This is a genomic window from Mesorhizobium sp. M0119 (assembly GCF_040322615.1).
Taxonomy (GTDB): Bacteria; Pseudomonadota; Alphaproteobacteria; order Rhizobiales; family Rhizobiaceae; genus Mesorhizobium.
On sequence record NZ_JAMYTU010000003.1, the window covers coordinates 173,353 to 196,027 of the forward strand.

General features: G+C 62.3%; 19 protein-coding genes and 1 pseudogene. 10 read left to right on the forward strand and 10 right to left on the reverse strand.

Going from position 1 to position 22,675, the window contains the following annotated elements; all coding sequences use genetic code 11:
• Positions 1-11: 11 nt before the first annotated feature.
• Both NKJ40_RS04515 and NKJ40_RS04520 read left to right on the forward strand, forming a co-directional pair.
• Positions 12-1,010 carry a GlxA family transcriptional regulator gene (locus tag NKJ40_RS04515; protein WP_352464953.1) on the forward strand — a complete coding sequence of 333 codons (999 nt, stop codon included), beginning with the start codon at positions 12-14 and terminating at the stop codon, positions 1,008-1,010.
• A gap of 111 nt (positions 1,011-1,121) precedes the next feature.
• Complete coding sequence (locus tag NKJ40_RS04520) at positions 1,122-2,789, forward strand: vWA domain-containing protein (protein ID WP_352464955.1); 1,668 nt, start codon at positions 1,122-1,124, stop codon at positions 2,787-2,789.
• 49 nt (positions 2,790-2,838) lie between these two features.
• Here the strand turns inward: NKJ40_RS04520 and edd are convergent, their stop codons facing one another.
• The 3 genes from edd to zwf form a co-directional block, all read right to left on the reverse strand.
• Complete coding sequence (gene edd, locus NKJ40_RS04525; protein ID WP_352464957.1) at positions 2,839-4,662, reverse strand: phosphogluconate dehydratase; 1,824 nt, start codon at positions 4,660-4,662, stop codon at positions 2,839-2,841.
• Between the two features lie 69 nt (positions 4,663-4,731).
• Positions 4,732-5,445, reverse strand: a complete 714-nt coding sequence (pgl, locus tag NKJ40_RS04530; protein WP_352464959.1) for a 6-phosphogluconolactonase — start codon at positions 5,443-5,445, stop codon at positions 4,732-4,734.
• Entirely contained in the window at positions 5,427-6,896 is a 1,470-nt protein-coding gene (zwf, locus tag NKJ40_RS04535; protein ID WP_352464961.1) for a glucose-6-phosphate dehydrogenase, read from the reverse strand. The genes pgl and zwf overlap by 19 nt, the downstream gene beginning before the upstream one ends.
• A gap of 259 nt (positions 6,897-7,155) precedes the next feature.
• Here zwf and NKJ40_RS04540 point away from each other — a divergent pair, with 259 nt between their 5' ends.
• The gene (locus NKJ40_RS04540) at positions 7,156-7,917 is read left to right on the forward strand and encodes an SDR family oxidoreductase (RefSeq protein ID WP_352464963.1); all 762 of its coding nucleotides are present in this window, start codon (positions 7,156-7,158) and stop codon (positions 7,915-7,917) included.
• Between the two features lie 63 nt (positions 7,918-7,980).
• On the opposite strand, the gene NKJ40_RS04545 is transcribed toward NKJ40_RS04540, so the two are convergent.
• The 4 genes and pseudogenes from NKJ40_RS04545 to NKJ40_RS04560 form a co-directional block, all read right to left on the reverse strand.
• Positions 7,981-8,877 carry an SH3 domain-containing protein gene (locus NKJ40_RS04545; protein ID WP_352464965.1) on the reverse strand — a complete coding sequence of 299 codons (897 nt, stop codon included), beginning with the start codon at positions 8,875-8,877 and terminating at the stop codon, positions 7,981-7,983.
• Between the two features lie 170 nt (positions 8,878-9,047).
• On the reverse strand, positions 9,048-10,334 hold the full coding sequence (locus tag NKJ40_RS04550) for an NAD(P)/FAD-dependent oxidoreductase (RefSeq protein ID WP_352464966.1): 1,287 nt from the start codon (positions 10,332-10,334) through the stop codon (positions 9,048-9,050).
• A gap of 58 nt (positions 10,335-10,392) precedes the next feature.
• A pseudogene (locus tag NKJ40_RS04555) lies at positions 10,393-10,759 on the reverse strand (four helix bundle protein).
• Positions 10,760-10,832: 73 nt separating this feature from the next.
• Positions 10,833-12,266 carry a glutamine synthetase family protein gene (locus NKJ40_RS04560; RefSeq protein WP_352464968.1) on the reverse strand — a complete coding sequence of 478 codons (1,434 nt, stop codon included), beginning with the start codon at positions 12,264-12,266 and terminating at the stop codon, positions 10,833-10,835.
• Between the two features lie 168 nt (positions 12,267-12,434).
• Here NKJ40_RS04560 and NKJ40_RS04565 point away from each other — a divergent pair, with 168 nt between their 5' ends.
• Complete coding sequence (locus NKJ40_RS04565) at positions 12,435-13,151, forward strand: HAD family hydrolase (protein ID WP_352465097.1); 717 nt, start codon at positions 12,435-12,437, stop codon at positions 13,149-13,151.
• Between the two features lie 32 nt (positions 13,152-13,183).
• Here the strand turns inward: NKJ40_RS04565 and NKJ40_RS04570 are convergent, their stop codons facing one another.
• On the reverse strand, positions 13,184-13,573 hold the full coding sequence (locus NKJ40_RS04570) for an ANTAR domain-containing protein (RefSeq protein WP_245274728.1): 390 nt from the start codon (positions 13,571-13,573) through the stop codon (positions 13,184-13,186).
• Between the two features lie 431 nt (positions 13,574-14,004).
• Between NKJ40_RS04570 and NKJ40_RS04575 the strand changes: the two genes are divergently transcribed.
• On the forward strand, positions 14,005-14,466 hold the full coding sequence (locus NKJ40_RS04575) for a RidA family protein (RefSeq protein ID WP_352464970.1): 462 nt from the start codon (positions 14,005-14,007) through the stop codon (positions 14,464-14,466).
• A 64-nt stretch (positions 14,467-14,530) separates the two neighbouring features.
• Here NKJ40_RS04575 and NKJ40_RS04580 read toward each other — a convergent pair whose 3' ends face one another.
• Complete coding sequence (locus tag NKJ40_RS04580) at positions 14,531-14,773, reverse strand: SMc00767 family acetate metabolism repressor (RefSeq protein ID WP_352464972.1); 243 nt, start codon at positions 14,771-14,773, stop codon at positions 14,531-14,533.
• Between the two features lie 78 nt (positions 14,774-14,851).
• A complete protein-coding gene (gene aceA, locus NKJ40_RS04585; RefSeq protein ID WP_352464973.1) occupies positions 14,852-16,141 on the reverse strand; it encodes an isocitrate lyase in 1,290 nt (429 codons plus the stop codon).
• 238 nt (positions 16,142-16,379) lie between these two features.
• Here aceA and NKJ40_RS04590 point away from each other — a divergent pair, with 238 nt between their 5' ends.
• From NKJ40_RS04590 to NKJ40_RS04610, 5 genes are all read left to right on the forward strand, one after another.
• Entirely contained in the window at positions 16,380-17,831 is a 1,452-nt protein-coding gene (locus NKJ40_RS04590; RefSeq protein WP_352464975.1) for a helix-turn-helix domain-containing protein, read from the forward strand.
• A gap of 171 nt (positions 17,832-18,002) precedes the next feature.
• A complete protein-coding gene (locus NKJ40_RS04595) occupies positions 18,003-18,902 on the forward strand; it encodes a DUF2167 domain-containing protein (RefSeq protein ID WP_352464977.1) in 900 nt (299 codons plus the stop codon).
• 160 nt (positions 18,903-19,062) lie between these two features.
• On the forward strand, positions 19,063-20,010 hold the full coding sequence (locus tag NKJ40_RS04600; protein ID WP_352464979.1) for a DMT family transporter: 948 nt from the start codon (positions 19,063-19,065) through the stop codon (positions 20,008-20,010).
• 352 nt (positions 20,011-20,362) lie between these two features.
• Positions 20,363-21,460 (forward strand): polyamine ABC transporter substrate-binding protein, encoded by a 1,098-nt coding sequence (locus NKJ40_RS04605; RefSeq protein ID WP_352464980.1) that lies wholly within the window; start codon positions 20,363-20,365, stop codon positions 21,458-21,460.
• A gap of 73 nt (positions 21,461-21,533) precedes the next feature.
• Positions 21,534-22,673 carry an ABC transporter ATP-binding protein gene (locus NKJ40_RS04610; RefSeq protein WP_352464982.1) on the forward strand — a complete coding sequence of 380 codons (1,140 nt, stop codon included), beginning with the start codon at positions 21,534-21,536 and terminating at the stop codon, positions 22,671-22,673.
• Positions 22,674-22,675: the final 2 nt, after the last annotated feature.

Below are 22,675 nucleotides of genomic sequence, written 5' to 3' on the forward strand. Positions count from 1 at the left end.
GAGCAGCGTCCTTGCCGAACCTCACTGTTCCCTTAGAGCGGCCGGTCACCAATGATCCCGTTCAGGGCGGCCGACAGTTCGGGTTTCTGCTGGTCGACAAGTTCTCCATGTTCTCGCTGGCCGCGGCAATCGACACGTTCCGGTCGGCGAACCGGCTGCTCGGCCGCGATTTCTATGGCTGGACGACGGTGTCGGCCGACGGCGATGCCGTCATGGCCTCCAACGGCCTGCCGCTCAAGATCGACTATGCCGTCGCCGATCTGCCGCCGGTCGATATCCTTTTTGTCTCGGTCGGGCTGACGACGGAATTTCCCGGCAAGAGCAAGGTGCTGGCGGCGCTGCGCAGCTGGGGCCGACGCGGCAATGCGCTCGGCGCGCTTTCGGTCGGCTCCTATCTGCTTGCCGAGGCAGGCCAGCTCGATGGCTATCGCTGCACCATCCATTGGGAAAACCGTGCCGGTTTCCTCGAACGCTTTCCGGAGATCAACTGCACCGGCAACGTCTTCGAGATCGACCGCAAGCGCTACACCTGCGCCGGCGGCACCACCTCGATCGACCTGATGCTGGAGATCGTGCGCGGCGATTTCGGCTCGAGCCTCGCCAATGGCGTCGCCAACCAGTTCCAGCATGAGCGCATCCGCTCGGCCGGCGACCGCCAGCGCGTCGGCCCGGAGCGCGACCTGACCGGCAAGTCGGAGAAGCTGCGCCGCATCGTCGAGCTGATGGCCGACCATCTTGACGAGCCGCTGTCGGCGGTGCAGCTCGCCAAGTCGGCGGGCCTGTCAGTGCGCCAGGTCGAGCGCCTGTTCCTGCGCCATCTCAGCGTGACGCCCGGGCGCTACTACATGCGGCTCAGGCTCGAGCGGGCGCGCGAATTGCTGCGCCAGACCAACATGCCGATCCTCGACGTGGCAATCGCCACCGGCTTCACCTCGCATTCCTATTTTGCCCAGAGCTACCGGCTGCAATTCGGCCGGCCGCCTTCCGAGGAACGCCGCACGACCTATTGAGGGTTTTGCACAGAGGCGGCGCAGCTTCATGCTCCGCCCGGGCTTGTGTCGCGACGCAGCGTCAAATAGCTTTCCGGCGCCGAGCGGCGGCGACCGAGGGGGAGATATTTGATGGCCGGATTTGTGCGGAGCGCCGCTGTGGCGGCCCTGCTGCTGTGGATGACTGGGGTCGGCTTCGCCGCCGATCGCGTCATCGTCGTTCTCGATGCCTCGGGCTCTATGTGGGCGCAGATCGACGGCAAGCCCAAGCTCGAAATCGCCCGTCAATCGCTGCGGAACGTGCTGCAATTGGTGCCGGCCGACGAGGAAATCGGCCTCATGGCCTATGGCCATCGCGAGAAGGCCAGTTGCGACGACATCGAACTTATCGTGCCGCCACAGGCAGGCTCGGCAAGTGCGATCTCAGCCGCGGCCGACAGCCTGAAATTTCAGGGCAAGACGCCGCTGACCGCCGCGGTCAAGCAAGCGGCGGAGGTGTTGAAATACACCGAGGACAAGGCGACGGTCGTGCTCATCACCGATGGCATCGAGACATGCAACGGCGACCCCTGTGCGCTCGGCAAGGAACTGGAGGCTGCCGGCATCGACTTCACCGTCAATGTCGTCGGCTTCGGCTTGACGGCTGCCGAAGGCAAGCAGGTCGCTTGCCTCGCCGACAACACCGGCGGCAAATATCTCGAAGCGTCGGATGAAAAGGCATTGCAGGACGCCCTCGTCGAGACCGTCGCGCCTCCGCCACCCGCCCCTGAACCGGCTCCCGCCCCGCAGCCTGTTCTCCAGCCGGCGCCCGACCAGCCGGCGGAGTCCAATTTCGTGCCCACCGTCGTGCTTGCCGAGGGTGGCGATCCCGTCACCGACGGCAATGCCTGGGAGATCTACAAGGCGAATTCCGACGGCGCGCGCGGCGATCCCGTCACCACCGAATATGGCACCTACAAGGGCCATCTGGAGCCGGGCGACTATATCGTCGTCGCACGCGCCGGCGAGGCCAAGGCCGAACAGAAGATCAAGATCGAGCCTGGCCAGGTCGCCAAGCCGCACTTCAACCTGAATGCCGGCACGCTGGTCATCCACCCCAGGCCAAGTGAAGGAGCGGACGTTGACGGCGGCGCGGCTGTCGTAGTCGGCTATCCGGGCGTCGACACCCCGCCGACCTATTACGGCGACACGAAAGTCGTGCTGCCGGCCGGTGACGAGAAGGTGACGGTCACGATCGGCCAGGGCATGGTTACCGAGACGATCCCGCTTGCCGCCGGCAGGGTCATCGACAAGGACATCATCGTCGGCGTCGGGCGTATCGTCGCCAACGCCTATTATGCTGCCGGCGGCGACAAGGCCGAGGGTTCGGGTGTCGGCTTCAAGGTGCTCCAGGCGAAAAAGAACGTCGACGGAATCAGGCAGGAGGTGACTTATGCCTACGGTCCGGACAGCAAGTTCGATCTGCCGCCCGACGATTATGTAATGGTCGCGACGGTCGACCTTGCGGTGGCCGAGCAGCCGTTCAGCGTCAAGGTTGGCGACCATCAGGATCTGAAGATCGCGATGAACGCCGGCATGCTGACGATTACCGCGCCAGGGGCCTCGAAGATCGAGATATTCGAGGCCAAGAAGAACATCGACGGAACCCGCAAGTCGGTCGGCTACGCCTATGACCAGAAGTATGAAGCCACCCTGTCGGCCGGCGACTACGCGGTGGTTTCGGAGAAATCGGACAACAGCTCGAAGGAAGGCACAGTCACGGTCAGGGCCGGCGCGCGAGCCGAGCTGACGGTTCAATAGATCTAGGGGAGAGCGGCCACCAGCCGCTCTTCCTCATGGCCGAAAAAAGTCACGCCGTACCGAAGGCGCTGGCGCCATGGTCGGCGCGGCCTACCAACTGCCGGAACCCGGCGAAAAGCTCGCGGCCGAAGCCGAATTCATTGCCTATGAGGTCGCTGTCCGCGGGCCGGCGCAGGGCAAAGTCTCCGGCCGGCACCAGTACTTCGAGCGTTCCGGCCTCCGCATCGAGCCTGATGATATCGCCGTCATGGATCCTGGCGATCGGCCCGTCCTCCGCCGCTTCCGGCGTCACGTGGATCGCCGCCGGCACCTTGCCGGAAGCGCCCGACATGCGGCCGTCGGTGACCAACGCCACATGCTGGCCGCGGTCCTGCAGGATGCCGAGCACGGTGGTCAGCCTGTGCAATTCCGGCATGCCGTTGGCCTTCGGTCCCTGGAACCGAATGACGGCGATGAAGTCACCGGTCAGCGACCCCGCCTTGAACGCCTCGTTCAGCCCTTGCTGGCTGTCGAACACCTTGGCCGGCGCCTCGATGACGCGCCGCTCCGGCTTGACCGCGGATGTCTTGATGACGGCGTGGCCGAGATTGCCTGAAAGCACTTTCAGCCCGCCGCTCGGCTGGAAGGCCTTCTTGAACGGCGCCAGCACCTTCTCGTCGCCGCTCTCGCGCGGCGATGCCTCGCGCAGAACGCCGCCGTCGGCGCCGAGCTTGGCCTCGACCGCGTAGGGGCGCAGCCCTTCGCCCCACACTGTCTGCACATCCTCGTGCAGGATGCCTGCGTCGAGCAGTTCGCGGATCAGGAAGCCGAGCCCGCCAGCGGCGTGGAAGTGGTTCACATCGGCAAGGCCGTTCGGATAGACCCGCGCCAGCAGCGGCACCGCTTCCGAGATGTCGGAAATATCCTGCCAGGTAATGGCGATGCCGGCCGCCGCCGCCATGGCGATCAAATGGATGGTGTGATTGGTCGAACCGCCGGTGGCGTGCAGGCCGACGATGCCGTTGACGATCGAGCGCTCGTCGATCATCCGCCCGACCGGCGTGTAGGCGTTGCCGAGCGCGGTGATCGCCAGTGCCCGCTTGGTCGCTTCCCTGGTCAGCGCGTCGCGCAGTGGTGTGCCCGGATTGACGAACGAGGCACCAGGCGTGTGCAGGCCCATGATCTCCATCAGCATCTGGTTGGAATTGGCCGTGCCGTAAAAAGTGCAGGTTCCCGGCCCGTGATAGGATTTTGATTCGGCTTCGAGCAGTTCGGCGCGCCCTGCCTTGCCCTCGGCATAGAGCTGGCGGATCTTGGCCTTTTCGTCGTTCGGAATGCCGGTCGTCATCGGCCCGGCCGGAATGAACACGGCCGGCAGGTGGCCGAAGGTCAGCGCCGCGATCACTAGCCCCGGCACGATCTTGTCGCAGACGCCGAGATAGACGGCGGCGTCGAACATGTTGTGGGACAGGCCGATCGCCGCGGCCATGGCGATCACGTCGCGCGAAAACAGCGACAGCTCCATTCCGGGTTGGCCCTGGGTGACGCCGTCGCACATCGCCGGCACGCCGCCGGCCACCTGGGCGATGCCGCCGGCCTCGCGCGCCGCGTCCTTGATCAGCGCCGGAAACGTCTCGAAAGGCTGATGCGCCGACAGCATGTCGTTATAGGAGGTGATAATGCCGAGATTCGGCACCCGGTCGCCGCCGAGCGCCACCTTTTCGGATGGACTGCACACGGCAAAGCCATGAGCCAGGTTGCCGCAGGACAGCACGGCCCGGTTGGCGGTGCGGTTCGAGGCTTCGGCGATGCGGCCGAGATAGGCCTCGCGACCGGGCTTGGAGCGCTCACGGATGCGCTGGGTGATGGCTTCGATGTCGCGTCTTGCGGTCATGGCGGTCGGTCCTTTCAGGCGAGGTCCCGCAACTTCCGGCTGTTGCCGGGACCTGCAGCCAAGTTGAGATCAGGGTGCCCAGAAAACCTCTACGGGCTTTTGAGTGGCATCGAGCACGGCGCGAATGGGCTTTCGTGCTCCAGCTCCAAGCGCGGCCTCGAATGCGGTGCGTTTTTCCGCGCCCTCGATATGCAGCGCGATGAAGGCGGCATTGATGATCCGCGCCAGTGACAGCGTCAGCCGTGGCTCGCCGGCGCTTGCCGCGTGAACCGGAAGCACGATCCTTTGCGACGACGGGTCGAGCAATCTTGCCAGGTTGTCTGCATCCGGAAAGAACGAGGCGGTGTGGCCATCAGTTCCCATGCCAAGCACAACGACGTCGAGTGGCCAGGGCAGCACTTGCAGCGCCTCACTATCAGAGACCGCTGCGCCCTCGATACTTGCCGCGGCGTGGTAGAGCGGCACGAAATTCGCGGCGGCGGCCGCGTTCTGCAGCAGGTTGGCGGCAACCAGGCCGGCATTGGAGCGCGGCGATGAGGGCGGCACGAAGCGCTCGTCGACCAATGTTATCGTCACCTTTTCCCAGGCGATCGGAACGGTCGAAAGCGCCGCGAAGAATTTCGCCGGCGTCGTTCCGCCCGAGACCGCAAGCAGTGCCGCGCCGCGCTCGGCGATCGCCTTTGACAGACGGCCGGCGACGTGGCCGGCAAGCGCTGTCGCCAACTCCTGGCGTCCGGCAAATTCGTGCCAGTTGTAGGCGCCGCCTAATTGCTCTCGTGCCATGTCCGCCCGTCGCGTTCGATCAGCGCAATCGAGGCCGAGGGACCCCATGTGCCGGCGGTGTAGCCTTGCGCCTCTTGCCTTCCGCTTTCCCAGGCGTCCTGGATCGGGTCGATCCATTTCCACGCCGCCTCGACCTCGTCGCGGCGCATGAACAGCGTCTGGTTGCCACGGATGACGTCCATGATCAGCCGCTCATAGGCATCGGGGGCGCGGCCGTCGAAGGATTGCGCAAAACTCATGTCGAGCGGAATCTGGCGCAGCCGCATGCCGCCTGGCCCTGGATCCTTGATCATGATGAACTGCTTGACGCCTTCGTCGGGCTGCAGCCTGATGACCAGCTGGTTGGCGGAAATCGGCCCGGCGCTCTCGCCGAAGATTGAATGCGGGATCGGCTTGAATTCGATGACGATCTCCGAAACGCGGGTCGCCAGCCGCTTGCCGGTTCGGAGGTAGAACGGCACGCCCGCCCAGCGCCAGTTGCCGATCTCGGCCTTGAGCGCAACGAAAGTCTCGGTGTTGCTGTTCTTGCCGAGTTCCTCGACATAGCCTTTCACCGGCCCGCCGGCCGAGGCGCCGGCACGGTATTGCCCGCGCACCGTGTGCTTCGGCGCTTCGTTGCCGTTGATGCGCTTCAGCGCCCGCAGCACCTTCAGCTTTTCGTCACGGACGGCATCGGCGTCCATCGACGACGGCGCCTCCATGGCGACGAGGCAGAGCAGTTGCAGCATGTGGTTCTGCACCATGTCGCGCAATGCGCCGGCCTTGTCGTAATAGGTGACGCGGTCTTCCAGGCCGACCGTCTCGGCCACGGTGATCTGCACATGATCGACATTGGCGGAATTCCAAAGCGGCTCGTAGAGCGCGTTGGCAAAGCGCAGCGCCATCAAATTCTGAACCGTCTCCTTGCCGAGATAGTGGTCGATGCGGAAAATCTGGCTTTCATGGAAGTCGTCGCCGACCAGGTCGTTGAGCGCGCGCGCCGAAACGAGATCGCGGCCGATCGGCTTTTCCAGCACGATGCGCGAATTCGGCGTGATCAGCCCGTGCTCCTTCAGCTTGTGCGAGATGTCGCCGAACAGCGCCGGTGCCACTGCCAGATAGAAAGCGCGGATGTGTTCGCTGTTGCCAATCGCCTCCTTCAGCCTGTCGAAGCCGGCACCAGTTGTTGCATCTGCCGGGATATAGGAGAGCCGCGCGAGGAACGTCTTCAGTTCCGTGGCGTCGATATCTTCTGGTTTCACATGATCGGCAATCGCCTGCCTGGCGAAAGACTGGAATTCCTCGTCGGTCATCTTCGAACGTGATGTGCCGATGATGCGCGTCGGCTCAGAAAACTGGTGGTCGCGCTGCCGGTGGTACAGCGACGGCAGAAGCTTGCGTTCCGACAGATCGCCGGTGCCGCCGAAAATGATGAAGTCGAAAGGATCGACGGGGATGATCTGGCTGGTCATGGTCTGTCCGCTCTGACGCCGGTCGCGATAACGCGGCTGATATAATCTAATCGATTTAAACTTGCCAGTGCCATTGCGTCACATCCGCGTGTGCTCTTGACACCGGCGCCAGCCGGAGGCTTGTCGGCAAGCGATGCTTCCGGGAGCGTTCGCAGGTGCAGCATAGAGCGGGATCAAGGCGAAAGCCAAAGGAGAAATCGGCAATGGACACACATCTTTCGATGGCCATGGCCAAACGCGTTTTCGATCGTCTTCAACGATGAGTGAGAAAAGCTTGCGCCTCAAAAACAAGGTCGCCATCATCACCGGCGCTGCCTCGGGCTTTGGCGAGGGCATGGCCAGGCGCTTTGCCGAGGAGGGCGCGCGGGTAGTTGTCGCCGATCTGAACGCCAAGGGCGCAGAGCGCGTTGCCGGCGAGATCGGCGAAAAGGCGATCTGGACCCAGACCGACGTCTCGCTGCGGTCCGAATTCGACGACATGGTCCATGCTGCAATGGGCGCCTTCGGCCGCATCGACATCATGGTCAACAACGCCGGTTTTACCCATCGCAACGGTGACATGCTGGATGTCGACGAGGCGACCTTCGATCTGATCACGTCAGTCAACATGAAGGCGATCTACCACGCAGCACTTGCCGTGGTGCCGGTCATGGAGCGGCAAGGCGGCGGCGTCATCCTGACGACGGCCTCCACGGCCGGTATCAGGCCGCGGCCCGGCCTCACCTGGTACAACGCATCGAAAGGCTGGGCGATTACCGCGACCAAATCGATGGCGGTGGAACTCGCGCCGAAGAATATCCGTGTCAACTGCCTGTGCCCGGTTGCCGGCGAGACCGGCATGCTCGCGAAATTCATGGGCGCCGACACACCCGAGATCCGCGAGAAGTTCCGCGCATCGGTTCCGCTCGGCCGGCTTTCGACGCCGCTCGACATAGCCAATGCCGCGCTTTGGCTCGCTTCGGACGAGGCGGCCTTCATCACCGGCGTGGCGCTGGAAGTCGACGGCGGGCGTTGTATTTGAACGATCCGGTCGTCCGGCGGAGGACTGGCTGATGGCGAGCGACCCGCAATCGCTCTGCCGGCCCTACGCCCCGGTTTTGACGTAGCTCTTGTAGACCCAGCCGCGCTTGCCGTTGTAGACGATCTGGCACCATTGCTTGCAGCTCATCACTTGCACCGAGGTCTTGGCGGGCACGGTGAGAATGGCGGCCGCATTCTTCTTCGGGCCGGTGCGCATTGTGACCGACCTCAGGATGCGTCCGGTACCGGCGGTATTGGCTTTTCCGGATTTTGCCTTGGTGCTGCCATTGTCGTCCTCACTCGCGGACTGCGCTGCCGGCAATTGCGGGTTGGGCGTGGGGATGGCGGCGGTCTGCGCGCCGTCGGGCCCGGTGTTTTTCGTCGAGCTTCCGGGAGCCGCCACCTTGGCAAACAAAGCCGCAGCGTCGGGTTTCGCTGCCGGGTCGGCGAATGCCACCGAAGCAGACGATTTATCGGCCGCCTGCTCGGTCTGGCTTGCCAGCTGGTCGGATGCTTCGGTGGCGGCGGCCGATGCCGTCTTTGGCCCCGTCCAGCGGGGATCGTTGGGAGCGAGCGCCGGTATCTCGGCTGCCGCCGCCGCCACTGCCGGGTAACCCGCATCGGCGTTGCCGGGCGTCCGCGGCGCCGCGGCGACCTTGGCAGGCATGATCTTCGTCGTCTTGACCGGAATGGTCGGAACGATCTGCTCAGGGCTTGCGGCCGCCTGTCGCTCATTTGCCGGCAATGCCAGCCACAGTGCCACCGCGGCAACGCCGAGCAGTGCGGCCGTGCCAAGCGCGGCGATTACCAGATGCGCGTTCGACCGGACCCCGTGCCAGAACGTCGGCCGCATATCGTAACCGAATTGCATCGCAAGGCGCCGTCGTTCCGGCGCGCCGAAACTGAAGGGCTCTCTCACTCTTGCCACCTCCATTTGCGGGCCGATGTTCTTACGATCCATGCCGGAGAGCCGGCATTTCGATCGGCATCGGTCCCAAACCAAAAGCGGGCAAGCCCGCAAAAAATTCCCCGTTCAGCTGCCCACGAGCATCATCTTTCGCCCGCGATTGTGGCATCACTGCGCCCTTGGCCGGAATTCTGCGTCCCAGTTAAGGATTCTGCAACGTCTGGTTAGATCCTATCCCGCAACGCGTACCAGTTGAGCGCGAGGAAGAGCAATGGCGCGCGCAAACGCCGGCCGCCGGGGAAGGGCGGAATCTTCAGGTCCTCGATCAGCTTCAGCCGGTCGCGGTTGCCGGCGACCGTCTCGGCATAAAGCTTGCCGAAAAAGTTCGACAGCATGACGCCGTGGCCGGAATAACCGCCGACCGAGATCACGTTGGGCATCACTTCGCGCACGAACGGCTTTCTCGGCACGGTGATGCCGACATAGCCGCCCCAGCCATGGGTGATCTCGACGTCCTTCAATGAGGGATAGATCTCGGCAATCTGCCGGCGGATGTGGATGTGGATGTCCTTGGGATCGTTGACCGCATAGATCTCGCGTCCGCCAAACAGCAGCCGCCCATCCTTCGATTTGCGGAAATAGCGCACGACGAAGCGCGAATCGTCGACCGCCTCGCCACCCGGCAACACTTTGGAATCGGCTCCCAGCGGCACCGTTGCGCCGATGAACGAGCCGATCGGCATAATATGCGCGGCACTCACCGGTTCGAGCGCGCCGCCATAGGCATTGACCCCGATCAGGCATTTAGCGGCGGTGATCGTGCCCTTCGGCGTCGTGACCTTGACTTTGCCCCCGCCGGAGGTAATGCCGGTCGACGGCGTCTGCTCGAATAGCTTTGCGCCGGCCTCTGCCGCCACCTTTGCGGTGCCGATGACCAGCTTCAGCGGATGAATGTGGCCGGTGCCGGTATCGCGGGTGCCGCCGAAATAATGCGTCGAGCCCAGCCGCTCGGCTGTCTCCGCGGCGTCCATGAATGAGATGTGCGGATAGCCGAAGCGGCTCGCCATGATCTCGGCATGCGCCTTGTAGTCGTCGACATAGCGCTTCTTGTGCGCCACCGACATTTGGCCGGGCATATAGTCAATCTCGATCTGGTGCATTGCGGCGAAGTCGAGGAGATGCGCTTTGGCCTCTTCGGCGAGGTCGAACAGCGCCTTGGCGCGGGAAAAGCCGTACTCCGCTTCCAGCTCCTCTGCCCAGGCCCGCTGGCCGGTGCCGAGCTGGCCACCATTGCGGCCCGATGCGCCGTCACCGAAATGATGGGTTTCGATAAGCACGACATCCGCGCCTGACTTGGCGAGATGAGCCGCCGCCGACAGTCCGGTAAAGCCGCCGCCGACAATCACCACATCGCATGTCCGGTCGCCGTCGAGCGCCGGATATTCGGGCCTTGGTCCGGCCGTGTCTTCGTACCAGGAGCGGCCGGGGGAGATGGGGGATTGGTAAGTCATGATGCTCGGCTAGGGCAGTAGGGCAGTAGGGCAGTAGGGCAGTAGGGCAGTAGGGGAGCTAGTCGGGTGACAGTTTGCGGATTAGAAGGCGAAGAAGCTTCCCAACGCTTTCGGTACTCGCCAACAATGAAGCCGCGGTCGCCTTCGGCGCGATGCCGGTACGCTCGGCGATCAGAAGCTGAGTTTCCAGTTCCTTCAATGATCCTTGAGCGATGCGGAGAAATTGTTGATAGGAACCTCGGATCTCTGCCATATCCCTCCGCAATGTTCGACGGCACCGAGCTTGCAGCGCGCCGCACTTGGCTGGTCAGTCCATAAAGTTCTTCCTTGGGCCATGATTTCGTCGCGCCGTAAACGGCCACAGCAAGGTCCATTGCCTGCTGCCAGACTATCAAATCCTTGTAGGAACCCGTTTGCTCAGCCATTCGTCCCTACTCTCCTACTCTCCTACTCTCCTACTCTCCTACTCCCCTACTCCCCTACTCCCCTACTCCCCTACTACACATTCAGCAGCAAATACTCCCTCTCCCACGGGCTGATCACTTCCATGAAGGTCTCGAATTCCGCTCGCTTGATCGCCGCATAGGTGGCGGCAAATGACTTGCCGAGCAGCGCGCAGAGTTCCTCGTCTGCCTCGAACAGGTCGACGGCTTCGAGCAGGCTGCGCGGCAGGTCGATCTGGTCCTCGTTGGCGGTCGTCAGAACCGGCGGCTCGGCCTGGATCTTGTTGGTCATGCCGATCAGCCCGCAGGCGAGCGATGCCGCCATCGCCAGATAGGGATTGGCGTCCGAGGACGGGATGCGGTTTTCGACGCGCCGCGCCGCCGGGTCGGAGCGGGGCACGCGGAAGGCCGTGGTGCGGTTGTCGTAGCCCCATTTGTTGTTGACCGGCGCCGAGGCCGACTGCGTCAGCCGCCGGTAGGAATTGACGTACGGCGCAAACATCACCAGCGCGTTCGGCACATGTTTCTGCATGCCGCCGATGAAGTGGAAGAAGGCGTCGGTCTCCGAGCCGTCCTCCGCCGAAAAGACGTTCTTGCCGGTCTTCTTGTCGATGATCGACTGATGGATATGCATGGCCGAACCGGGCTGCCCCTGGATCGGCTTGGCCATGAACGTGGCGTAGATTTCGTGCTTGAGCGCCGCTTCGCGGATGGTGCGCTTGAACATGAACACCTGGTCGGCGAGCTCGATCGGATCGCCATGACGCAGATTGATTTCGAGCTGGCCGGCGCCCTCCTCGTGGATCAGCGTGTCGATCTCCAGGCCCTGGCTTTCGGAGAAATGGTAGATATCGTCGATCAGTTCGTCGAATTCGTTGACCCCGGCGATCGAATAGCCGGCACCGCCGCCGATCGGTCGCCCGGAGCGCCCGACAGGCGGGGTGAGCGGGTAGTCCGGATCGGGGTTCTTGCGCACCAGGTAGAACTCGATCTCGGGCGCCACGACCGGTCTCAGCCCACGCTTGTCATAGGCGGCAAGCACGCGCTTCAGCACGTTGCGCGGCGTGAACTCGACCGAGCGGCCGTCTTGGTGGACGAGATCGCAGATAACCGCCGCCGTAGGGTCCTCCTCCCACGGCACCACGGTCAGCGTCGAGAGGTCAGGCATTAGCTTGAGGTCGCCATCGTCCTCCGGATAGTGGAAGCCGTTGCCGTCCTCCGGATAGCCGCCGGAAATCGTCGTCATGAACACCGCCGAAGGCAGTGCCAGCGAGGTATTGGAGGTAAATTTCTTCGATGGCATCATCTTGCCGCGCGCAACCCCGGCCTGGTCGGGTGTGATGCATTCGATATCTTCGATGCCGCGCCATTCCAGCCAGGCGCTGACTTCCTTCCAGTTCTTGACGCCGCGTTGGTTTTTCACGAAGGCAGGCGTGCGGGCGCGTCCTCCGCGGCTCGACGGACGGACTTCCTTTTTTGCAGGCGGCATCAATCACCAGATTTGTTGCAGATTGTGGAGTATAGCCGTTGCCGACCACGAAAGGGAAGGGGAGCCGGCTGGCGTGCGCCTCGATAACCCCGGGGAACACAACGACTTCCGGATAAAAGCCTCCTGGTTTAGGGTCGGCATCCCGCAACGCTGTAATTAATGGGCCGCATGCAACACAGCCGCAAACTGACGACGATCGGCTTCGACGCCGATGACACACTGTGGCAGAACGAACAGTTCTTCCGCGTTACCGAGAAACGCTTTGCCGCACTGCTCGCCGATCACGCCGAGGAGGACCGGATTTCAGCAAGATTGCTGGAGGCCGAGAAGCGCAACCTCGCGGTCTACGGCTTCGGCATCAAGGGATTCACGCTGTCGATGATCGAGACGGCGATCGAGGTCACCAACGGCCAGGTGCCGGCCTCGACTATCGCCGAAATTCTCGCCGCGGGCCGCGAGATGCTCAGCCATCCGATCGAGCCGCTTCCGCATGCGCGCGAAACCGTGGAAAAGCTGGCCGGCGCCTACCGCCTGGTGCTGATCACTAAGGGCGACCTGTTCGACCAGGAACGCAAGCTGGCGCAATCCGGCCTGGGCGAGCTGTTTGATGCCGTCGAGATCGTCAGCGACAAGAGCGCGGCCACCTATAGCCGCATCTTCAGCCGCCACGGCGACGGCCCGGAAAAGGGCATGATGGTCGGCAACTCGCTCAAATCGGACGTCGTGCCGGCCATCGAAGCCGGCAGTTGGGGCATCCACGTTCCGCATGAGCTGACCTGGGTGCTGGAACATGTCGAGCCGCCGGTCTCGGCGCCACGCTTCCGCCAGATAGCCGATCTCGGTGAACTGCCGGGCTTGATCGAGCGTATTGGCGAGACTGATTGATCAGGTCTGCAGCCGAGGCATCGCGGTAGGCGTCAATTGCGGCTAATTGCGATCAGCCGGTCGATCACCGGCTGCAGCCGTTCGGTGGTGATCGGCTTGACGACCACTGCATCGATGACGCTTGACAGGCCCAGGCTCTCCGGAGTGCCGGTCTTGACTGAAAGCAGGATCACCGACGGAAGCGATCTGCCTGACGCCCTTCGCAGTGCGTCGATACCCGACAGCAAGGCGTCGCAGTCCCCGTTCTCCGCGCCGCCGTCGAGAACGACAGTCCCGGGAATCAGCGCGTGCAAGGCCTTTGCCGCGGTTTCGGGAGTTTCCGAGATCGGTTTGAGGCCGGACCGCTCCACGATCTTTGAAACCACGACGCGGTTGATCGGTGATTTTCCGACCACCAGCACCCGCGAGAAATCCGGGAGCATCCGCGTCGCCATGTCCCGGCTAACGAAAGCCAGCTGTTTTGCAGTCTCGATATCGCGATTCGCTGGGCACATGGCGGGGCAGGCCGTTGTTCAATGTTTCAATGCAGGGTTGAAACTCGAGAGGTAATTGGCGTGAGATCATTGCTCATGTCAAGCTCAAATGGCATATCAGGAGAATATCGCGAGAAACATTAAAATTAAAATTAAATGCTTTTCTTTGCCGCCGCTCGAAAGGAGAAGTCGCCATTACAACTGGGCAGGCTTCAGCGAAGTTTGGCTGTGCAGCGCGAACGCATCAACTCGCAGCCGTAGCCGGATTGACGCAGGTTGGATGAAGGCGAGGCGGGTCTGTCGCGAGCTTGTCGCATCGCCTCGCTGGACTATCCTTCCTCGTTGGCTAAGCACGTCTCTTTGAGCGACGGGAGCTGACAATGGAACTCGTGACTCACAAGAAATTTAAAAACGGCCGGTTGATGCCATGGGGAAAGGGTACGGTCGTTACCGGCGCAAAGGGGTTTGTCTACCTTTCCGGAAACACCGCGACGGCCGAGGACTACGATCCGATCGGCAAAAGCGGCGGCGGCGCCGTCGGCGATGCGGCCGCACAGTGGCGCGCAATTCTCACCAATATCAAATCAGATCTGGAGGAGCTTGGCAGTGCGCTCGAGCATCTCATCCGGCTGACCTTCTTTGTTAAGGGGCCATTTCCCGATGGCGGCGTGCTGAGCTCGCCCAATTTTCGCCTGGACGTCTTGGACGAATTCTTTGCCGTGCACTGCCCGAAGCACTGCAGCTACAACAACCCGCCGCCCTCGGAAGTTATTGGCGTTGCAGCGCTTGCGCAGCCTGATCTTGTCATTGAAATCGTTGCATTAGCGGCTCTGCCGGATTAGGCAGAGCCGCTGCCTGCGAGGTGCGATAGCACGCGTTCAAAAAGGCGCGGTGCGATCGAGTTCATCAGTCGCGGCTCCGCTGCGTGACGATGACCGGAATCAGCAGATCGCCCCAGTTGCCGTCGCCGCCATGGTGCCGTGCCGAGCGCACCAGCTCGACCGAGACGCCGGCCTCGACCGCCTTCATCACCGACTGATTGAGCCTGTGCAGATCGTTCGCCAGCATTCGGATGGTCGCCTGCTGGTCGACATTCATGCTGGTGGCCTGCTCCTCGGCCCGTTCCTTGACGCGGCTTATCGATGCCATTGGTCTTCTCCCTGTGTTGCCATGTCTGTTGTGTTGCCATGCCCGTTTGGGCGTTCCCTCTGTTTGTCTGCTACCCCGCTATTCCGCCGCCGGCCTGAATTGGGCGTGCTCGGTCGATCCATGCATGGCCGTGGTCGAAGACTGGCCACCGGTGATCGCCATCGAGACGGCGTCGAAATAGCCGGTGCCGACCTCGCGCTGGTGCTTGGTGGCGGTGTAGCCATTGGCTTCCGCGGCGAACTCAGCCTCCTGCAATTCCGAATAGGCCGCCATCTGCCGCTCCTTGTAGCCGCGGGCGAGCTCGAACATGCCGAAATTGAGCTGGTGAAAACCGGCCAGCGTAATGAACTGGAACTTGTAACCCATGGCGCCGAGTTCCTTCTGGAACTTCGCAATCGTCGCGTCGTCGAGATTCTTCTTCCAGTTGAAAGACGGTGAGCAATTATAAGCAAGCAGCTTGCCTGGATGATGCTTGCGCACGCCCTCGGCAAACGTCCTGGCCTGCGCCAGATCGGGCTTGGAAGTCTCGCACCAGATCAGGTCCGCATAGGGCGCGTAGGCGACGGCGCGGGCGATGCAGGGCTCGATGCCGTTGCTGACATGATAGAAGCCCTCCGCCGTGCGGCCGGCGCCATAATCGACGAAGGGCCGGTCGCGTTCGTCGATGTCGGAGGTCAAGAGCTTTGCCGCCTCCGCATCGGTGCGCGCCACGACCAGCGTCGGCGTGCCCATGACGTCAGCGGCAAGCCGCGCCGCGTTGAGGTTGCGGATGTGTGCAGCGGTCGGGATCAGCACCTTGCCGCCGAGATGGCCGCATTTCTTTTCCGAAGCCAGCTGGTCCTCGTAATGGACGCCGGCCGCACCCGCCTCGATGAACGCCTTCATGATCTCGAAGGCGTTGAGCGGCCCGCCGAAGCCGGCTTCGGCATCGGCGACGATCGGCGCGAACCAGGTGTCGACAGACAGCCCCTTGCCTTCCGAAGTCTCGATCTGGTCGGCGCGCTGTAAGGTGCGGTTAATGCGCTTGACCAGTTCGGGCGCGGCATTGGCGGGATAGAGCGACTGGTCCGGGTACATGGCGGAAGCGGTGTTGGCATCGGCGGCGACCTGCCATCCCGACAGATAGATCGCTTTCAGCCCGGCCCGCACCTGCTGCATCGCCTGGTTGCCCGACATGGCACCGAGCGCGTTGACGAAATCCTCTTCATGGATGAGCTGCCACAGCCGGTTTGCGCCCATTTCGGCGAGGCTCTGCCGAATCTGCACCGAGCCGCGCAGCCGTCTCACGTCCTCTGGCGAATACGGGCGTTCGATGCCATCGAAGCGCCCTTGCGGCGCTGACGGGACAAGGTTGTAAAAATCGGTCATTGGTCACTCCAGGCTGGCCTTAATGCCGGTTTCGGAACGCCGTACAGGGGAAATATGTGCGCCGTATGTGTGACATCATTCACATGTCGGCACTAGGCAAGCGAGACAAACTCCGAAATTGCCCATGAAATAAGAGAAAACCTGTGTTGTGTTTGACTGATGAGAGCTGTAAATTTGTCATGATTGTAAAACGCCGCCATGCCATCAGCGGATGTAAATTCTTGTCAAGGACAGTCGATTGGCCGACCACAAAATCTTTGCCGGGCCGCGCATTCGTCGCATCCGCAACGCCAAGGGGCTGACCCAGACGGCGATGGCCGAAGGGCTCGGCATCTCGCCGTCCTATCTCAATCTCATCGAGCGCAACCAGCGGCCGCTAACGGTGCAACTGATCTTGAGACTGGCGTCCGTCTACAAGGTCGACCCGCATGAATTGCAGGGCGAGGCGAGGGGGTCGGTCGCCGATTTGAAGGAAGTGTTTTCAGATCCGTTGCTGGCCGGCGAACTGCCGGGCGACCAGGAACTCATCGAGCTTGCCGAGGCGGCGCCAAACGCTTCCGCCGCTGTCATAAAGCTGTTTCGCGCCTATCGCGAGCAGGCCGAGCGATTATCGGATCTCAACGAGCTGCTCGCGCGTGAGGGCAAGGCCACCGCACTCTCCGGTGCCCGGCTGCCGATCGACGAGGTGCATGAGATTTTCGAACGCCGGCCGAACCATTTTACCGCGCTCGAAGAGGAGGCCGAGGCATTCACGTCGGTGCTCGATCCCGGCGACGATCTGTTCAGTGCGTTGAAGGCCTGGCTGCGGCGTGAATTCGGCATCGTCGTCAAGGTACTGCCGGTCGCCACAATGCCCAACTGGCGCCGTCGCTATGACCGTCACTCGCAACGCCTGTTCCTGTCCGAGCGCCTGTCGCCATTCGATCAGCTGCGCGAGGTGGCTATGGAGGCCTGCCTGATCCGCATGAGCGTCGCTGTCGCCGCCGAGATCCAGGCGCTGAAGCTGGCCACGGACGAAGCCCGCCGGCTGGCACGTTTCGAGCTCGGCCGCTATGCCGCGCACGCGCTGATGATGCCCTATCGGCCTTTTCACGCCGCCGCGGTCCGTGCCCGCTATGACATCGACATGCTGCGGTCGCGCTTCGGCGTCTCCTTCGAGCAGGCGGCGAACCGGCTGACCACGCTGCAACGGCCGGGTGCGTCGGGCGTGCCGTTCTTCATGCTCGAGGTCGACAGTGCCGGCAATCGGTTCCGCAAGGCGGGCAGCCACGGCTTTCCGCAAAGCCGCTTCGGCGGCGGCTGTCCGAAACTGCCGGTCCATGCCGTCTTCGCCCAGCCCGGCCAGATCCTGGTCGAGGCAGTGGAAATGCCCGACGGCGCAGCGTTTCTCTGCATGGCCCGCACGCTCGAAGGGCCGCAAGGCTCGTTTGCCGAGCGACCGCGGCGCACGGCGCTGCTGCTCAGCTGCGACATCGGTTTTCGCGACGAGGTCGTCTATGGAGCGGCATTGCCGGGGCCGGCCGCCATCGGCAAGACCGGACAGAGCGCCGCTGCGCCGGCGACGCCGATAGGCCCTGCCTGCCGGCTGTGCGAACGCATCGGCTGCCTCGCCCGCGCCGAGCCACCCGTGACACGTCCGCTCGGCCTCGACGAGATGGTGACGGGACTGTCGGCTTTCGATTTCCAGTGAGGGCCGTGGCAGCTTGCTGGCCAGAGAAGATCATACGCGGTTTCACGGCAGGAAAATAACAAGCTGTCCCTTGGGACATTGATCGTCGAAGTATTGATTCAGCATCGTATTGATTCAGCATCGGCCGTGAGATATCAAAAGACGAGTTGGGCGACGATCGGGGGATCAGGGATGGGCAGGACGTTTTTTTGGCTTGGCTTGGTGCTTGCCTTTTCGATCTGCCCCGCATTTGCGGAAAAGTCCGCGGACTTCTTCAAATCCTATCAACAGTATAATGACGCCGGCAAAGCGTTCCTGGACAAGATCGATCCGAAGACTGGCGCGATAGACCTAGCCGAAGGCGTGCACCTGGACCTCAAGGACAAATTCTATTTCCTGAACAAGAAAGATACTGCCTCCGTCCTGACGGAAGCCTGGGGCAATCCACCCGACGCCGCTTCCGAATCGCTCGGCATGATCTTTCCAGTCAGCAATGACCCCATTGCCGAGAACAATTGGGGAATAGAGCTGAGATGGGAGAAGATAGGTTACGTCGACGACAGCGAGGCGGGATCCATCGACTACAATGAACTGCTGCGCAACATGCGGGCGGATACCTTGTCGGGCAACGATCAAAGGGTAAAGGACGGCTATTCGCCCATCACTCTGATCGGCTGGGCATCACCGCCCGTGTACGACGCAGTCAACAAGCGCCTGCACTGGGCCAAGGAACTGCAGTTCGGAAACGATGCAGTCCACACGCTTAACTACGACGTTCGCTTTCTCGGCAGGGAGGGCGTTTTCGTGATGAGCTACATCGCAACTGTGGACCAGTTGCCGGAAATCAAGCAGAGTCTCGATGAAGTGCTTGATCTTGCTGTCTTCAAGCCCGGCAAGACATATTTGGACTTCAGACCAGGCGTCGATACGGTCGCGGCGATTGGCATCGGTGGCCTCATTGCCGGCAAACTGGCGGCAAAGGCAGGATTTCTGGTGGTAGCGCTCATCGCGCTGAAAAAATTCGGTCTTATCCTGCTGATTCCCTTGGCAGGTCTCTGGCGCCTCATTCGCGGCAACAAGACAACCTCCTAGATCGATTTCATCGGCTCAACTCTCACGCCTGCTGATAGCTGGGTGCCCCAAACGGAACACCGCGCTGGATCACGCCCGATCTCCGTCTTTGCGTTACGCGATTAAGGCACGTTTCTGTCGTGTTCATCGTGCTGCCCCGAAATCGCCGACAGTCGTAGTCATGACCGACATATCATCACCGCAGATCGCCGTTTCGCCTCCGCGAAATGAGGAGCGTATCGGTTTCCTGCTGGTGTTCCTGTCGGCGCTGATGTGGAGCCTCGGCGGTACCATTGCCCGTTTCATCGATGCCGACGACAGCTGGACGGTGGTGTTCTGGCGCTCGGTCTGGGCCGCCGCCTTCCTGCTCTGCTTCATGGTCTGGCGCGACGGCTGGCGTGGCACGCTGAAGCTGTTTCGCGGCATGGGCCTGGCCGGTCTTGCGGTGGCGTTCTGCTTCGCCACGGCCTCGACCTCTTTTGTCGTGGCGCTTGCTTATACCACCGTCGCCAACATCCTCCTGATGCAGGCCGGCGTGCCGCTTCTGGCGGCGCTGTTTGCCTGGGCGCTGTTTCGCGAACGGGTGGCCGTGGCGACCTGGCTGGCAATTGCTGCCGTCATTGCCGGCGTCGCCATCATGGTCTCGGAATCGCTCGATGGCGCCGTGTCGCCGATCGGCGACGGGCTGGCGCTGCTCATCGCCGTCATGTTCTCGATCGCCACCGTCATCACGCGCCGCTTTGCCCATGTGCGTATGACCCCGGCGACCTGCCTCGGCACGATGCTGGCGGCCGCCTTTGCGGCCTCCCAGGCGTCGGCGCTGGGCGTCTCCAGCCATGACATGGGCTTCCTCTTTGCCTTCGGCGTGATCAATCTGGGACTCGGTCTCGCCTTCTTCGCCACCGGAGCTCGACTTGTTCCGGCCGCTGTCGCGGCGCTGCTCGGCACGTTCGAACCGATCCTTGGCCCGATCTGGGTCTGGCTCATCCATTCCGAGGTGCCGTCGGCGCGCACCATCGTCGGCGGTGCGGTCGTCGTCACCGCGCTGCTCGTCCACATCGGGCTCGAATTCAAGCGTCAGACGCGGCCCGCGCGAGCGGGCGTCACCGGTGTGCCTTCGCCTAATTGATGCAGTGCGCGCGTCAAAGCGAGATGAACCATTGACAACGTCGCAGCCGCGCGGGCAGGCTGCGATCACGGCAACAACAAGACAGGCGTATCTTGCCAAGTCTCCATGCCGGCCGCATCGAGGCCGGACAATATCGTCGTCTTCCTGCCCGCGCGGTAGCGAAAGCTTCCGACGGCGCCGCAACACCACCAACGCCACGCCAAGTCTTCACTGTCGGCTCGTCGACGGACCATAATGGCGCGGGCAATTCCCGCTTGTCGCCTGCCTGCAAGCCCAATACCCTGAAGCAAATGCCCAGCCGCGCGAACGCCGCGACGAGCTGGCGACGGAACACTCATCAAAGGAGAATAGCATGATCCGCAAAGCGCTCTGGCTTTCGGCGACTTCGGCGTTTTTGGCAGCTTTTACCTTGGGCGCGCATGCCGAGGATCGCGTCGTCAACGTCTTCAACTGGTCGGACTATATCGACAGTTCGATCATCGACGACTTCACCAAGGAAACCGGCATCAAGGTGGTCTACGACACTTTCGATTCCAACGAGATCCTGGAAACGAAACTGCTCGCCGGCGGCAGCGGCTATGACGTTGTCGTGCCCAGCGGCAATTTCCTTGCACGACAGATCCAGGCGGGTGTGTTCCAGAAGCTCGACAAATCGAAACTGCCGAACATTTCAAACATGTGGGACGTTATTTCGGAGCGGACCAATAAATACGACCCCGGTAACGAATATTCGGTCAACTATATGTGGGGAACGGTCGGAATTGGCTACAACATCAAGAAAGTGCAGGCGGCACTTGGCTCCGACAAGATCGACAGCTGGGATGTTTTCTTCAATCCAGACACACTGAAGAAGCTCAATGATTGCGGCGTTCATGTGCTGGACTCGCCGGCGGACATGATACCGGCTGCATTGAAATATCTCGGTCTTGACCCGAACAGCACGTCTGCCGACGATATCGCCAAGGCCGAGGAGGCTCTGCTCAAGGTCCGGCCCTACATCCGCAAGTTCCATTCTTCCGAATACATCAACGCCCTGGCCAACGGCGATATCTGCCTGGCGGTCGGCTTCTCGGGCGACATCTTCCAGGCGCGCGACCGCGCCGATGAAGCCAAGCAGGGTGTCGAAATCGGCTACTCCGTGCCGAAGGAAGGGGCGCAGATATGGTTTGATCAGATGGCGATACCGGCCGATGCACCGCACGTCGCCGAGGCACACGAATTCCTCAACTACATGATGAAACCGGAAGTGATCGCCAAATCGTCGAATGCCGTTCTGTACGCCAACGGCAACAAGGCTTCGCAGCAGTTCATCGACAAGGCGATCCTGGAAGATCCGGCGATCTATCCGGACGCTGCCACCTTGCAGAAGCTCTACACCGTCTCGCCTTACGATCCCAAGACCCAGCGCATTATCACCCGCACCTGGACCAAGATCGTCACCGGCCAATAACAATCTGACCAGGCCCCGGCAGCCGGCTGCCGGGGCGCTTTCTTATGGGGCAAGCAGCAGGACGGAGTGGGACATGAAATCGCTTGGCAGCATCCGCAGGGATTTCGCGCCATGGAACGATCCGAACGCCAAGCCATACATCCAGTTCGACAGCGTCACCAAGAAATTCGGTGAGTTCACAGCCGTCAACAACCTATCGCTGACCATCTTCGAACGCGAATTCTTTGCCTTGCTCGGGGCCTCAGGCTGCGGGAAATCGACGCTGCTCAGGATGCTCGCCGGCTTCGAGGAGCCGACCGCCGGCCGCATCCTGCTCGATGGCCAGGATCTGCGCGGCATTCCGCCTTACAGGCGGCCGGTCAACATGATGTTCCAGTCCTACGCCTTGTTTCCGCATATGACGGTCGAGAACAACATCGCCTTCGGCCTCAAGCAGGAAGGCATGGCCAAGGCCGATATCGACAAGCGAGTCGCCGAGATGCTGAAGCTGGTCAAGCTCGAGCAGTTCGCCAAGCGCAAGCCGCACCAATTGTCGGGCGGCCAGCGCCAGCGCGTCGCGCTCGCCCGCTCGGTCGCCAAGCGGCCGAAAGTCCTGCTGCTCGACGAGCCGCTTGGTGCGCTGGACAAGAAGCTGCGCGAGGAAACCCAGTTCGAGCTGATGGATTTGCAGCAGAACCTCGGCCTCACCTTCGTCGTCGTCACCCATGATCAGGAAGAGGCGATGACGATGGCTGACCGCATCGCCATCATCGACAAGGGCGAGGTGATGCAGGTGGCGACGCCGGCCGAGGTCTACGAGGCGCCGGGTTCCCGCTTCGTCGCCGGCTTCGTCGGCAACGTGAATATGTTCGACGGCAAGATCGCGGCTGGCGAGGCTGGCAGCGCTAGCATCGATGCCGGCAACGGCATCACCATCCGGACCGAAAATGCCGGCAGTGCGGCCGCCGGAACATCCGTCACCTTCGCCATCAGGCCGGAGAAGATCAAGGTGTCCTCCACGAAACCGGCCGGTGCCGTCAACGCCATTGAGGGCGAGGTCTACGACATCGCCTATCTCGGCGACATGACCGTCTATCACGTCAGGCTGGATGACGGTCAGGTCGTGCGGGCGAGCACCATGAACGCGGCACGCCTCACCGAGGATCCGCTGACCTGGAACGACCGCGCCTGGGTCTCTTTTCGCCCCGACGCCGGCGTCGTCCTGACACGGTAGGG